9 protein-coding genes are annotated in these 14,175 nt (G+C 51.3%); 1 reads left to right on the forward strand and 8 read right to left on the reverse strand.

Features of this window, described 5'->3' with window-relative positions; genetic code table 11:
* Positions 1-49: 49 nt before the first annotated feature.
* The 3 genes from BUB30_RS17585 to BUB30_RS17595 are packed head-to-tail and all read right to left on the reverse strand — an operon-like array spanning position 50 to position 2,332.
* Complete coding sequence (locus BUB30_RS17585; RefSeq protein ID WP_073136454.1) at positions 50-937, reverse strand: hypothetical protein; 888 nt, start codon at positions 935-937, stop codon at positions 50-52.
* A gap of 31 nt (positions 938-968) precedes the next feature.
* The gene (locus BUB30_RS17590; protein ID WP_073136455.1) at positions 969-1,754 is read right to left on the reverse strand and encodes a HEAT repeat domain-containing protein; all 786 of its coding nucleotides are present in this window, start codon (positions 1,752-1,754) and stop codon (positions 969-971) included.
* Between the two features lie 2 nt (positions 1,755-1,756).
* Positions 1,757-2,332 carry an RNA polymerase sigma factor gene (locus BUB30_RS17595; protein ID WP_245804120.1) on the reverse strand — a complete coding sequence of 192 codons (576 nt, stop codon included), beginning with the start codon at positions 2,330-2,332 and terminating at the stop codon, positions 1,757-1,759.
* A gap of 379 nt (positions 2,333-2,711) precedes the next feature.
* Between BUB30_RS17595 and BUB30_RS17600 the strand changes: the two genes are divergently transcribed.
* The gene (locus tag BUB30_RS17600) at positions 2,712-4,631 is read left to right on the forward strand and encodes a CHASE3 domain-containing protein (protein WP_073136457.1); all 1,920 of its coding nucleotides are present in this window, start codon (positions 2,712-2,714) and stop codon (positions 4,629-4,631) included.
* A gap of 23 nt (positions 4,632-4,654) precedes the next feature.
* Here BUB30_RS17600 and BUB30_RS17605 read toward each other — a convergent pair whose 3' ends face one another.
* From BUB30_RS17605 to BUB30_RS17625, 5 genes are all read right to left on the reverse strand, one after another.
* Positions 4,655-5,254 carry a hypothetical protein gene (locus tag BUB30_RS17605; protein ID WP_073136459.1) on the reverse strand — a complete coding sequence of 200 codons (600 nt, stop codon included), beginning with the start codon at positions 5,252-5,254 and terminating at the stop codon, positions 4,655-4,657.
* 132 nt (positions 5,255-5,386) lie between these two features.
* Positions 5,387-7,348, reverse strand: a complete 1,962-nt coding sequence (locus BUB30_RS17610) for a transglutaminase family protein (protein ID WP_073137366.1) — start codon at positions 7,346-7,348, stop codon at positions 5,387-5,389.
* 24 nt (positions 7,349-7,372) lie between these two features.
* Positions 7,373-9,349, reverse strand: coding sequence for a transglutaminase family protein (locus BUB30_RS17615; RefSeq protein WP_073136461.1), 1,977 nt, complete (start codon positions 9,347-9,349; stop codon positions 7,373-7,375).
* Between the two features lie 142 nt (positions 9,350-9,491).
* Entirely contained in the window at positions 9,492-10,568 is a 1,077-nt protein-coding gene (locus BUB30_RS17620; protein ID WP_245804121.1) for an amidohydrolase family protein, read from the reverse strand.
* A 71-nt stretch (positions 10,569-10,639) separates the two neighbouring features.
* Positions 10,640-14,122 (reverse strand): VCBS repeat-containing protein, encoded by a 3,483-nt coding sequence (locus tag BUB30_RS17625; RefSeq protein ID WP_073136463.1) that lies wholly within the window; start codon positions 14,120-14,122, stop codon positions 10,640-10,642.
* Positions 14,123-14,175: the final 53 nt, after the last annotated feature.

Raw genomic sequence — 14,175 nt, forward strand, 5'->3', positions numbered from 1 at the left:
TCTTTTCATCCGCCGAAAGGCGAGCATGAACGGAGACACGTTGATCCAATCAATTTGTTTTTTCCTTCAGGTACACGTTGCCGTTAAACGTTTCGAAGTCCAGCAGGGCACCGCCTGCGCCTACTTTGAAGCGATTGTCGTTCACTTTGTATTTCATGCCTTTGTTGGAATCTTTCTTCTCCACCGTCACGGGCATCGACTCCAGTTTATCGATGTTGGTGTAGAAGCTGCCATTGAAACTCTCAAAGCTCAGGTTGGCGGCGAGACCTTTTTGAAACCAGGCGTTGATGTCGCCGTTCAGTGTATAGAAGCGGCAATCCTGCGGGGGATTTTTGGCGTACTCGATGTCCACGTCACCGTTGATGGTGCTGGCTTCGGTTCCGCGCACCAGGTTCTTCATGCGGATGCTGCCGTTCACGTTGTTGGCGATGACTGTGCCGTTCACGTTCTCCACCTGAACATCGCCATCGTTCACCGTGCTCACCGTCAGGTTCACGCCGTTGGGGATCTTCACGGTGAAATCCATTTTGTAGCTGTATTCCTGGTGACAATCCTGGCAGCCGTTGTTCCAGCTATAGCCCCAGTACTTTCGGTTGTGGTGGCCGTTGCGGGAAACTTGTTTTGTAAAATTTCCACACTCGCCGCTCACATAGAGGATCAGTGAATCGGCCAGGTCGATCACGCCAAGCTGGATGTCGGTCTTTCCCTTCTCCAGTCGGGCCGGTGTTTTTGCGGTTATGGTTTTGGTCACTTCCACCATGATCTTGTCGCCGTCGTAGCCTTGCACGGAGATGTTGCCGTTGATGTTGGCGATCATCAGTGCATTGTCGGCACTTTTCTTTTCGAACGTAAAGTCTCTTACGATCTTTTCCGAGAAACTCTGTGCGACCAGCTGTGCTGCGACGAACAGGAAGGCGATGGTCAAATATTTTTTCATTTTCTTTCTGGTTTACGTTTTAAAGCCATTACTATATGATCACCGCTATGCTTTCGCGGATCTTCTTCTTCACATCGGTCGGTGTGTTTTCGTTGTGAAGGATTTTTTCCAATTCTTTCACGGATGACTTCGCCTGCATTTCGACCATCAGTTCAGCCAGCGAGATTTGCACGAGGGGCGAATCCTGTTTGCTGATGGACCGGATCAATTCTTCGCGCACCTTGCTGTCTTTGCTGTAGGGCTTCAAGGCATCGAGGGCGGCGAGACGGACGTTTACGTTGTCGTCGTGGTTAAGCGTTTGCAGCAAGGCGCTGGTCACTTTCTGGCTGGCCTGACCCATGTCTTCGCTCAGGCTCACAGCCTTGAGACGATCGGTGGCCGATTCTTTTTCCAGAAGCGACAACATCATCATCTCTTTGAGGTCGCTCACTTCTTTTGTCAGCACTCCGATCTCCTGGTCCTTTTGTGGTTGAGGAGCGCGCAGAAAAAATCCGGCGGTCAATCCCAGCAGCAAGGTCACTGATGCAAAGGCAAGTCTTGGCGCAAATTCCGGCCAGGCGAAGAAAGCCTTCCACGAAAAACCACGGCCCTTTCTTTTTTCTTCTGCCAGCATGTGGTAGAAGGTGTCGTCCAGTTTCAGGGAGGGCTGGGGAGGGTCCATGCGCACCAGCTGATCTTCCATTTCCTGCAACCCCTGCAACTCGGCGATGTCGATGAGTCCTTCTTCGATGAGCTTTTCGATGAGCTTCATCTCGGTGGGGTCGGCCTGTTGGGCGTTGTATTTTTCGATCAGTTCCTGTATTTTTTCCGTACTCATAGTCACATGTGTTTTTCCAGTTCTTTATAGACCGCCTTCAGATCCTGCAGGGCCCTGAAGACCTTTACTTTGACGGCGCCCTCAGAACAACCGAGGATCTCGCCGATCTCTTTGTACTTCTTATCCTGAAACTTGCTGAGCAGCAAGATCTCCCGTTTGTCGTCCGGCAATCTGTCCATGGCCATGGAGAGAAGTTGCAATTCTTCATCTTTCTGATACTCGGTCGACCGGTTCTCGTCGCTGCCCAGCCGTTCCTGCCATTGTTCCAGGGAATCCTTTGCCTTCAGTTTGTTTTTGCGGAAGTGGTCGTGATTCACATTGCGCGCGATGTGATACATCCACGTTCTGAAGTCGCCCTCTCCGCGAAAGAGGTAACGGTACTTGAGAATCCGCAGGAAAACGTTCTGCACGAGGTCCTCGCTGAGGTCGGCATCTTTGTTCATGCCATAAAAAAAACCGTATAAAGGTCTCTTATAGCGCTCAAAAAGCAGTCCCAGCTTGTCGAGGTCGTTGTCCTTGACCTTGAGCATCAAGGCGTTGTCGGTCAGTGCTTCCAATTCCGGAGGTAAAGTTTTCAAGATGGGAAACTTCGGGTTTTTGAGATGGTTACAGGATAAAGGTAAGGTTTCCTGAAATTCTGTGGGGAAGGGTTGTTTTGGCTGCTTTTTTGAGCGTGACGTGCCCCGGAGAGAGTTTTTAAATCGCCGCTTTTCGCTAAATCTCCGACGGACGCCCTCCCTATGCTAAAGCTTCGGCGGGCCCTCCTTCGCTAAAGCTTCGGCGGGCAAAGCAAAGTTGGCGCGAAGAAATACCAAGAACATGGGCGTAACCTGCGGGATGTAGGTTTATCGGGTAAAACCAGGAAACCACCCATCCCAGACCAGCCCTTCAGGAAACGGCACGGTTTTGTAGTATGGGGTCTGTAAATTTCTTAACTTAATAAATAGAGCCCATTGTATGAAAACGCCGCATCGTGTTGCCAACTATTTGGTGGTGTCGATCCTGCTCACCCTGGTGAGTGGCGCGATCAAGTACTATAATGTGTCGGAGAAAAAAGAGACGACCGACCTGCTGACCCACGAGCAGAACATCATCCGCGAATCCTATTCTTTGCTCACCAGCATGCTCGACGCCGAGACCGGGCAGCGCGGTTTTATCCTTACCAGCGATTCGGCCTACTTGCATCCGTATCAAAATTCCATTGCCGTCGTCGGCCAAAAACTGAATGCGCTCACGCGGCTGGCGTCCGACAATGCCTCTCAACGCGCATTACTGAAGGATAGGATCGCTCCTGTAGTCAATCAAAAATTGGAGGAATTAAAGCAATCGCTCGAGATCTACACCGACCAAGGCCAGGTAGCAGCGATCGCCTTTATCAAAAAAGACGCCGGTCGTTTGAGCATGGAGAACTTGCGCCATCTGCTGGAACAATTCCGTCAATACCACGACACGTTGCTGCAAGAACGCAACAGCAGGTTGCAAACCATCTACATGATCAATGATACGATCCACTATATAAGCTTCCTCCTGATCTGTCTCGTGTCGGGTTATGCATTGTATGTATTGCTCCAACAAAGTAAACGAAACGACGAACTGGTGACCAGCCTGCAGGACGCCAACCAAACCCTCGAACAAAAAGTACAAGAACGCACGCTGGAATTGGAACGAAAAACTCAACAGACCGAGAAACTGAATCAGGACCTGCAAGATAATTTTGAAGAGCTACAGTCTTTCTACGACGTGCTCCAAACCACCAGCAACAGCGCCGAAGAAGCGCTCCTGGAGATCCGCGACCTCTACGACAATGCACCGTGTGGTTATCACTCCGTTGCCCCCGACACCACCATCACCCGCATCAACTCCACCGAGCTGCGCTGGTTGGGCTACACGCGCGAGGAAGTGGTGGGCAAGTTGAAAGTCGGCGACATCATTGGCGCGCAAAGTGTCGGCATTTTCGCGGAGAACTTTCCCTTGTTTAAAAAGACGGGCCAATTGCAAAACCTGGAATTTGAAATGAAACGCAAAGACGGCACCACCTTTCCCGCGTTGCTCAACTCCACGGCCATCTATGACGCGCAGGGAACATTCGTGTCAAGCCGCAGCATCGTCGTCGACAACAGCGAGCGAAAAGCGCTGGAGCAACAACTGCGCGATGTCAATGCGCGACTCGTTCACCTCAACGAAGAGAAGAATCACTTCCTGGGCATCGCCACCCATGACCTGAAAAGTCCGCTCAACGGTGTGCTGGGATTGGTCAACCTGATGAAGCTGCAACACACGAACCTCACCACCGACCAGTTGCAATACCTCAACCTCATGGAGGGCTCGTGCGTGAACATGCACATGCTGATCCAAAATCTGTTGGATGTGACCCGCATCGAGCAGGGCAAAAACGGCATTAATAAAGAATACATCGCCATCAACAGCCTGCTGAAAAAACAGTATCACGTGTTCAAGCAAACCGCGGAGAAGAAAAATATTTCTTTGATCCTGGAAGACCACGTGCCCGATTTCCACTTCCATACCGACCCGGAAATGTTGAACCGCATTTTGGAGAACCTGATCTCGAATGCCATCAAATTTTCGCCGGCCCACAAGGAGGTCGCCATCAACGTGGTGCGCACGGAGACGCACATCCGCATTGAAGTGCTGGACCAGGGTCCCGGCCTTTCGACGGTCGACAAACAAAAACTGTTTGGGAAATTTCAACGGCTCAGCGCCCGTCCCACCGGTGGCGAAACGTCGTCGGGGCTGGGCTTGTCCATTGTAAAAGAAATGGTGCTCGCGCTAAACGGCAGCATTGTGGTGGAAAGTGAGGAAAACAAAGGCGCCAAATTCATTGTCCAGCTCCCGCTCCAGGAACAAGAACAAGACTAGCATTCAGACTGGGTATTGGCAGATCAGGAATGGCGCATGGACGCGAGCTTGTTCCGCTCGTCCTGCAATTCGCGCGAAAGCTTGGTTTGCTTGTCCATGGCGCGGTGTTTATACTCCTCGAATTCGTTGGTGAGGGCACTCACGGCCAGGTTTCGCTCGCTCAGCGACTTGCTTTGCAGCTGCATGCGACCAAAGATAACCGCCACGAAGGCGATCAGTCCGCCCAGCAAACAGGCCATCACGGTCAGGAACACGCCTTTTGTGAAGCTGATGCCCAGCACGGTGATGTGGGTGCTGGCGTACAGAATGTCGGTCATGGACTTTTCCTTGGCTTTCAGGGCTTCCTCGGTTTTGGCGAGTTGGCCTTTCAGACCATTGATATTGGCTTGGGCTCCCCGGATCGCGGCATTTTTGGCGTTCAGGGAGTCATTGATAATTTTCCATACTCCATCCAAAACCGTCTCCTTGATCACTTTATAGTCATTATAGGACTGCGATTTGGTCTTCATCAGTTGGAAGCGATCCCTCAGGGTATAGTTTCCCTGGACGGCTTCTGCGGCTTGCTGTGCGAAGGTTATGGAGGAGGCCAGCAAGCATACCCACAACACCAATGACTTTTTCATAGCTGAGCGTTTATACGTAAGTTAACAATATATCAAAGGTAAGGCAAGCCCTTGGGAAAGGTCTACCATTCCTATATTAATCTCAAAATTATTCGGTTAACGCCCGTTTGCGGGGATTAAAGGCAAAACCCTCTAGGTCTTTTTCTTAAACACGAGATCAGTCTTCTGGACGGCCACCACCCGGTCGTAGAGTTCTCTCAAATAATGATACTCCAGCGAAGTGAACACGGTCTTGTTGATGGTGAACGAACTGTTTATGGTCAGTGTATGGCCCACGTTCTGGACGGTATACATGTAGCGGCCGCCGGCGTCCGGCAATACTAGTCCAACCTTGGCCGGGATTTCTGCGATTTCATAAGCTTCGGGGTACTCCAGGATGACCACCATGGTTTCTTCCAGGGGTGCCCCGAAATCTACCGGGTAAGACCGCTCCAGCGATTTGAAGGGGTTTTTCTTCCATTGATCCATGAAGAAGGGGTTGAACAGGAAATTGTCGGCCGTGGCTTGATCAAACAGCTCGGTTTCCGCCTCGAATTTTATATTCAATGGCTTTTTAAGATCGTCCAGGTTCTCAATGCGCTGTTGGGCCAGGGTCACAGTCGGATATTGACCGCTCAAATATTTTTTCTCATCCCCTTCATCGGCCAGGCTCTTGCGCTCGTCAAAGGCGCTGTAGCCAAAGTGGGTGACCTGCACGGTGCCCGTCAGGAGTCCTTCCGGGCTGAGCTTCAAATTGAAAATGGAAACCTTGCGGTCCTTATCTGAAGGCTTGAGGTCGTACCAGAACGATTGTTTCTCGCCCAACACCCGGCCCTTGCCATTGAGACAACGCTCGGGGAGCAGACCAAAAGACAAGTAGGGATCCGTAGCGTCCAGCAGATAAACTTTGTCCTTTATCGCCAGGTAGACCGCCACATAGTCAAATTCGCTGATGACAGGAAAGAGTTCGTTCACCAGTCCGTTGCCCCGTGTGGAGAGCAGGATGGGATCTGCATTGAGACCTGCATATTTCAACGCAGCCACGAGCGACAAATTGATGTCGCCCACGTTCCCCGTTTTGGCATCGAAGGCTTTCTTTATGCCCAGGTCGCTCACGAAGCCGTAGATCTTGTTCCAGCGGTACCAGCCTTTTATAAAATCGTAGATCTTTCGTGCCTTGGCGAGTTCGTCGGTTTCTCCGGCAATAATTTGCTTCACGTTCTGGTCGACAATATCCTCTCCTCTCCGGAGCTGCACACCGAAATCGGCTTCTTTCCGCATATCCTCCTCCACGTCCTTCCATTCTTTTGTATACTTGGTCTTTTGCCCATCGAATTGTTGAAGCTCCGAAAGTTCAAAGTACACGGCGGACAGAAAGTTGGTGCGCGCGGTCATGTACTCTTCTTCCTTAAAAGCGGGAACATCTTTCATGAGAAAATCCATCACGAGGCAATCGGCCGATTCGCCACCCGGTCGAAAGCAATCGCGTTCGATCTTGCTTTTATTTTCCGTCAGTTTAAGATAGCCACGCAGGGAAATGTTGTATTTATAATTTCCCGGTATCGTCGCCCGGTAGAAGCTGGAAATTTTTGGGATGTCCGACTGAAATTCCCATGTACGAAAAGTGAATCTGAAGGGCGACTCCAAGGTGTATTCCACTTCAATCACGCTTCCCACGCGCACATTGGGCACGGCGAATTTCCGGTAGTCGGCAAACTTGTTTGCATTTTCGGTAAACTGGTCTTTGGGATTGAGTTTGGTTTCCTTCATCGTTCCGTTCTCAATATTGAAGGAGGAAGCTGTCACCGAACGCATCGCCTCTTTTCGTATTCCCTCTCCCTTGCCCAACCGGATCACAAAATCGGCCAGCTCCTGACCGGCTTTTTTCAAGACCTTGATTTTAACGTGATAGTGATAGATGAGATAATTCGGATCGCTGTCTTCAATGTGGGCATCGCCCTCCTCTCGCAGCACCACGGCAACGGCGGAGGTGTCCTTGTCGTAGGTCTTCATGTCCAATTCCCGGTACGTAACCTGGCCGAAAGGAAATGAGTTGGATTGGGCCGTGGCAAGAAAGGATGTGGCAACCAGGACGATCAGGAAAACGGTTCGCATGGGGGAATACATTAGATATAAGCGTTATGCCTTCTTTTTAAAAACGAGGTCGGTCTTTTGCACGGCTACTACCCGGTCGAAGAGTTCTTTCAGGAAAAAATATTCTTTTGAGCTGTACACCGGCCGGTTGATCACGAAGTTGCTGTTCATCATCACGGTGTTGCCGCTGCTTTTCACATCGTAAATATACCGGCCACCTTCTGTGGGCAACGCAAGGGCAAGCGGTTCCGGTATTTCAGCGAGCTCATACGTAGCGGGACATTCGAGATTAAAAACAATGACTTGCTCGATCGGCACGCCAAAATCAACAGGATAAAGACGCACAGCGGAACGAAACGGGTTGTTCTGCCAATACAGCGTTATAAACGGATTGAAATAAAATTGACCTGCCGTAAGATCGTCCACGCGTTCCAGCTCCAGTTCGAATTTCATGATCAAGGGCTTGGTCAGGTCGTCTACATTCGTGAAGCTTTGTTTGACGAGGGTAGCATTGTGCAGATTGTTCGCCATCTTTTCGGCATAGAATTTTTCTTCACCCGACTGCGCGAGCATTTTCCGATACCGGTAGGCGCTATAGCCAAAATGAGTGTTCTCCACCGTGCCCACCCATTTGCCTTCTTGGGTAAGTTTCAGGCTGATCATGCTCACCTGTCTGTCCTTTTCAGCCGGCTTGGTGTCGTACCAATACGATTCCTTTCCGGTCATTACCCGGCCCTTGCCGTTGAGGCACCGGTCGGGGATCAATCCAAACGACAACAAATCGTCGGTGGCATCCAGTAGGTATACTTTGTCGCCCACGTTGAGTTTCGCGATCACGTAGTTAAAATCCGAAAGTACTGGATACACGGAGGTGACCAGTCCATTTTCGCGTGTGGACAAGATCATGGGATCGGCCGAGAGCCCGGCATACTGCAAAGCCGCTACAAGCGACAGGTTGATGTCTGCGGCATCACCCGTCTTTGCTTCAAATGCTTTTTTGATCCCGTCCTGGCTGGTGAAGTTATTCTTCTCGTTCCAGCGATACCAGTTCTTTATAAAATCATAGATCTTTTGCGCCTTGGTCAAATCGTCGGTCGCACCGGCAATACACTGGTCCACTTCCCGGTCGAGTACGCCTTTTCCTCTTTTGATCTGAACACCGAAACCGTTGTCCAATCGCAGCTCGTCGTCCACATCTTTCCATTCCTTGGTGAACTTGTCTTTGCGCCCATCGAATTGTAAAAGCTCGGCCAACTCAAAATTGAGACAGGAAACATAATTGGATTTGGCGGTCATGTATTCCTCCTCGATAAACGCCGGAATATCGGCCATGCCGAATTTTGTCAGGATGCAATCTGCCAGGCGGCCGCCTCCCGGGGAATACCAATTCCGCTTGAGTTCACTTTCATTTTTTGACAACTTCAGAAAACCACGAAGCGACGTGTGGTATTTATAGTTTGCGGGAATCAGCGCCCAATACTCGCTGGCGATTTTCGGGATCTCCGATTGGAAAGGCCACGACCGGAAGTTGAATTTGAAAGGCGACTCGATCTTGTAGTCCACCTCGATCACGCTGCCGACGCGCACATCGAGCAATGCAAATTTCCGGGCATCGTGCGTCGGGTCGATTTCCTCGTTAATCTGCGATCGTTGCGGAAGCTTGATCTCCCGTATCGATCCATTCTCAACGTTGAAGGTGGAGGCTTTCGCGCTTCGCATCGTCTCCTTGCCCGTGCTGTTTTTATATAAGTAGATAACAAAATTGGCGTAGTCCAATCCTTCTTTTTTCAGGATCTTTATTTTGGCATGATACCGGAACACGAGGTTATGCGCATTCTCGTTGTCCATGAAAGCTTCTCCGAATTCGTCCAGCACTACCGCAGCAGCGGCGGTATCTTTTTCATAGACCTTCATGTCCAGGTCAGCATGTGTGACCTTGCCGAAAGGAAATCCATGATCTTCATACTGGGCGCTGGCAAGAGAATGAATAGCGACAAGAGCTATCACAAAAACGGTTCGCATGGGGAGAGTAAAATTACGGCATCAAATGTAGGCAAAAATCGCCGGATCCAGAAATCATCGCCCACGCCGCCACGGCCACAACACGTCCTCGTGTCGCACATATTCTGTGCTTGTTTCCGTTTTAAGGTTTCAACACATAATTTTATACCGGCATCTTAAACCACCGCACAGCATTGTCGTGGAAGATCTTGTTCACGACGGTGCGGGGCAGTTTCATTCCCTTGAACTCGCCGTTCACTTCGGGCGAGGTCATCGTTTCGTCGGTCACAAAATATTTCCAGTCGTGCAGCCAGGTTTCGTGCACGTGTTTTCGTATGGCCTCTGCATCGTAGCTGTCTTTTATTTCAGAGTCCGTGGCGTAGATGAGGCGGTCCTGATACTTGATGATAAAGTTGCGCACTTTGTCATAGTCGGTGAGCGACTGGTGTTGCAGGTGCGAAATGCGTTCGGCCATGTCGACGGCCATGTTGGGAAATTTGTCGAGACGTTTTGCAAGTTCATCCACGCTCCATTCCAGGCTCCCCAGGTGAGCGCCGACAAAACGCATGTCGGGGTGTTTTTCGATGAAGTGGTCGCGGGCGTTGATCTGATCTTCGTATGAGGGATATTCCGGATGGAGGAACATGTGGTATTCCGGGTGTTCTTTGAAGTAATGACGGTCGTTGTTGACCGTCATTTGATCGATGGGGAGCCAGCAGTTTTTGGGTTCGCCCAGGTGGCCCATGATGGTCTTGTCCTGGTCGATGATGTATTGAACAACGGAATCGAATTTGGGATCGTCCACCATGATGAAACGACCGCTCGCGTCTTTGTAGGTCATGCCGATGTTCTTCCAGATCTTGATGCCGAGCGCGCCCTGGTCGAATCCTTCCTTCAGCCAGGGAATGGTGCGTTTTGTCCATGCCGAATCCCAGCCTTGCAACGTGAAGGCCGTAAGAAAGCTCACCGTGTTGGGCACGGATTTGATTTGATGCAGCGCAAAGCTGCGTTGCTCTTGCAGGGTGGGATAGTCGGGCACATCCACGTTCACGGCCAGCAACGTGAAATTGTCGGCTTTGGCTTGCTCGCTGATGGCGGTGTTGTTGGCATTGAGGTGGGTGTGGGTGTCGATCTTTTTTACCGAAGCAAAATCATCGACGCTGTAGTATTCTTTTTCGCAGGCTGTCATGGCCAGGGCGATAGCGAACGCGGCGCACCACGTAGCAGGATGTTTTCTCATGATCCGATTTTTTTTATAAATGAATGTCTTTCAAGCCATTTACTCTCCAGAGCCCGAAACCTCACCCCACCTCATCGCTTTTCACCGCGGAATGTATAAACTTCTATATGTTCGGCATTCCCGGTGTATGAGAGGACACGCGACGACTGCGAGAGGTAGGTCGAGCCATAGTAAAACTCGTGTTTGTATTTCCGGCCGTCTTTCAACGTGACGATGGCATAGGCGTCGTCGGCGCGGGGCTGGTAGCGTTTGTTTTGTTTTATGGCGAAGGCTTTTAGCGGCGCGGCATTGTTGGCCACGATCATCAACGCATTGCCCGAAGGTTGCTGGATCAGCGCTGCGCCTTTGGCGTCACCATCAGCATAGAAGCCGCTTTCGCGGGCGTTCATGGGGTTGAAATTTCCATGCCCATCGCCGCGAAGAAAAACACCGACCGAGGCGTCATAGCGGCCGCTGGAGACTTCAGCGGAAAACATGTTGCCGGTCATCAGCACATCCAAAAACCCGTCGCCATCTATGTCGGCGACGGTCATGCCATAGGTGGGGGCGAACTGTGCATCCAGGGGAAGGGCCTTGACGGTGAATTTTCCGTTGCCTTGGTTTTCGATGTAGCTGGTCTGAAAATTTTCGGCACACACCGTATAGGCATTGTCTGTTTCCGATTTCAAGAAGGAATCATCAAACGTGGCCTCCGAATATTCGGCATAGTGGACGAACCGGTGGCGCATGGCGGGGATCTGGCTGATGAGTTCATCGCGTGTGTGCACGATGTATTTCGTGCCCTGCAGATAGTAGGTCATCACTGGGTCGATGGAGCCATTTTTATCGTAGTCATTGGCATAGATGCAAAGCGGCTCTTGCGGGGTTCCGTGATAGCGCGAGTTGAGGCCGAGATTTCCCGCGATGTAATCCATGTCGCCGTCCTGGTCGAAGTCGGCGGCCACCAGGCTGTTCCACCAGCCGCTGGTGTGTTGGAAAGCATCGGTGGCATAGGGTGTGAACGATTTTCCATCTTTATTCTTCAGGCACGTGATGGGCATGAACTCCCCGGCGATGAGCAGGTCGGGCCAGCCATCATTGTCCACGTCAGTCCATAGCGCGGAGGTGACCAGGCCGGCTTTTAACAGGCCGGGGGCCAGTGCTTGTGTGACATCGGCAAAACGACATTCACCCGGTTTTGAATCGTTCCGGAAAATATAGCTGGCCGCCGGCGTGGGATATTCTCCCGGCACAATCCGTCCACCCACAAACAGGTCGAGATCGCCATCGCGGTCGTAGTCGGAGGCGATCACGCTGGAACCGCTTTGAAGATGCTCGGGCAAGGCATCTTTCGCGAGATTGAATTTTCCTTTGCCATCGTTCACGTACAAATAGTCTTTGTAGGCCGGAGAATCTTTTGGTTTCTCCGACCCTCCGGTGGCGATGTATAGATCGTTGTCGTTGTCTCCATCGGCATCAAAAAACAAAACCCCCAGTTCTTCACCCAAACTATCAATGGCCGGAATTTCCCGTTTGAATTTTCCACCTTTCCCTTGCACGAAAAGTGCGCCGGCATGATTGGAGGCTCCTCCTACATAAAAATCTTCCAGCCCATCGCCATTCACATCTGCCACAGCAACGCCCGGGCCGTTTCGCGAATGCATGTGAGGTAACAGCGGTTGCACTTTGAAATCGATGAAGTCATTCTCCTTGTGTGTAAAATCAATTCCCAGCGCATGCGACACTTCATTGAACAAGGTTGCTTTCTTTGCCCGGGATTGCTCTATGGTTTGTGTTTTTGCAGAAACATAGTCCAGCGTGAGCAATTGATTGGCTTTTACATGGGTTAAAATTTCTTGTTTTCCATCGGGCCAGATCACCTTCAACGAATCCACAACTTCTGCCGTATCCAGTCCCACGTGCATGGTTCCATCCACCGTGGACTCATAGCCCCGGTTCAGGAAGTTTTCCAGGTATTGTTCCTGCCCTTCGCTAAATACCCAAACCTTGGCGCCGATGCCTTCTTTATTTTTTTCGCTGCCGCGGAATTTTATCCGGAGATAGTTTCGGTGAAAGAGCGCATCACTGTGGTTGCGATACACACGCGCTTCTTCGTTCATCGTATTGACGATCAGGTCGAGGTCGCCGTCGTTGTCCAGGTCGGCGTAGGCCGCGCCGTGCGAAAAGCCTTCTTCCTGCAAGCCCCAGGCTTGGGTTTGGTTGGTGAAGGTGAGGTCGCCGTTGTTGGAGTAGATATAATTTTTTAATGCCGCACCTTTCAACGCTTTGATGGCCTCCAGCTTTTTATCGGTCTTCGCCTGCACGGTCCCTAGTGGCGTGTTGTAAATGTTTTGGTAGGTGATGTAGTCCATGTTGCCCAGGTCGCGGAGGAAACCGTTGGTGGCAAAAAGGTCTTTGTCGCCGTCGTTGTCATAGTCGGCCAACAGCGGGCTCCAGCTCCAGTCGGTGCTGCTCACACCCGAGAGGAAACTGATCTCACTAAAGGTGTTGTTGCCCCGATTGAGCTGCAACGTGTTTCGTGTGAACTGCGGGAGATATCCCAGGCGGAGCGACAGTTGGTATTTGTCGTAGCCGGTGGGTGGAATGATGAGCTTTAACCGTTTGTTGTCTTCCGGGCGCATGTCCAGCTCCACGATGTCCACCAGGCCGTCGTTGTTCAAATCGGCCACGTCGTTGCCCATGCCGGCGAAGCTGGTGTGTTTCAGGTATTCGGCGGCACGATCCGTGAAGGTGCCGTTTTGATTGTTGATGTAGAGGATGTCGCTGCCGATGAAGTCGTTGGAGACATAAATGTCGGGCCAGCCGTCGTTGTTGATGTCGCTGATGGCGAGGCCGAGGCTATAGCCTTCCACCAGGATGCCCGCTTCTTTGGAAACATCGGTGAACGTGTGGTCGCCGTTGTTTCGGTACAGCACATCCGTGCTCACGCCCGTGCCGTCGAGCTTGCGGGGTTGAATGTGGTTCACCATGTTCTCGTAGGACGCCGGGTTGGTGATGATAAAGACATCGAGATCCCCATCGCCGTCATAGTCAAAAAAAGAAGCGTGCATGGCCTGCCGCTTATCGCCCAGCCCGTAGGACTGGGATGATTCGGTGAAGCTGTTGTTTTGGTTGTTGATGAACAGCAGGTTTCCCCGGTCTGTTTCGGGTCCACCACCGGAGACGCATTGGTAAATATCCAGCCAGCCGTCGTTGTTCACATCGGCCATCACCGCACCGGTAGCCCACCGGTGGTTGAGCACGCCCGACGATTCCGTAATGTCCTCGAAAACGAGGTCGCCCTTGTTCAGGTACAACCGGCTGCTGGTTGTGTTTCCGCTAAAGAACAAGTCGGTGAGCCCATCGTTGTTGATGTCTCCTGCCGCCACGCCTGCGCCGGTGTAGATGTTCATGTAGTTGTTCACGTTCACCTGCTCGTCCTCCTCCAACACATTGTTGAAATCGATGCCCGTATGACGCGACGACATGCTTTCAAACACCGCGTCGGCTTTGCGTCCGCAGGAGCAAACGATCATGAAAACTAAAACTCCAACTATCGCATCACAGCGCTTCATGAGAACTTTCGGTTTATCGCAGAAACTATACAAACAAAAAAATGAATGCCTGC

It is taken from the genome of Chryseolinea serpens (assembly GCF_900129725.1).
In the GTDB taxonomy this organism is placed as follows: domain Bacteria; phylum Bacteroidota; class Bacteroidia; order Cytophagales; family Cyclobacteriaceae; genus Chryseolinea; species Chryseolinea serpens.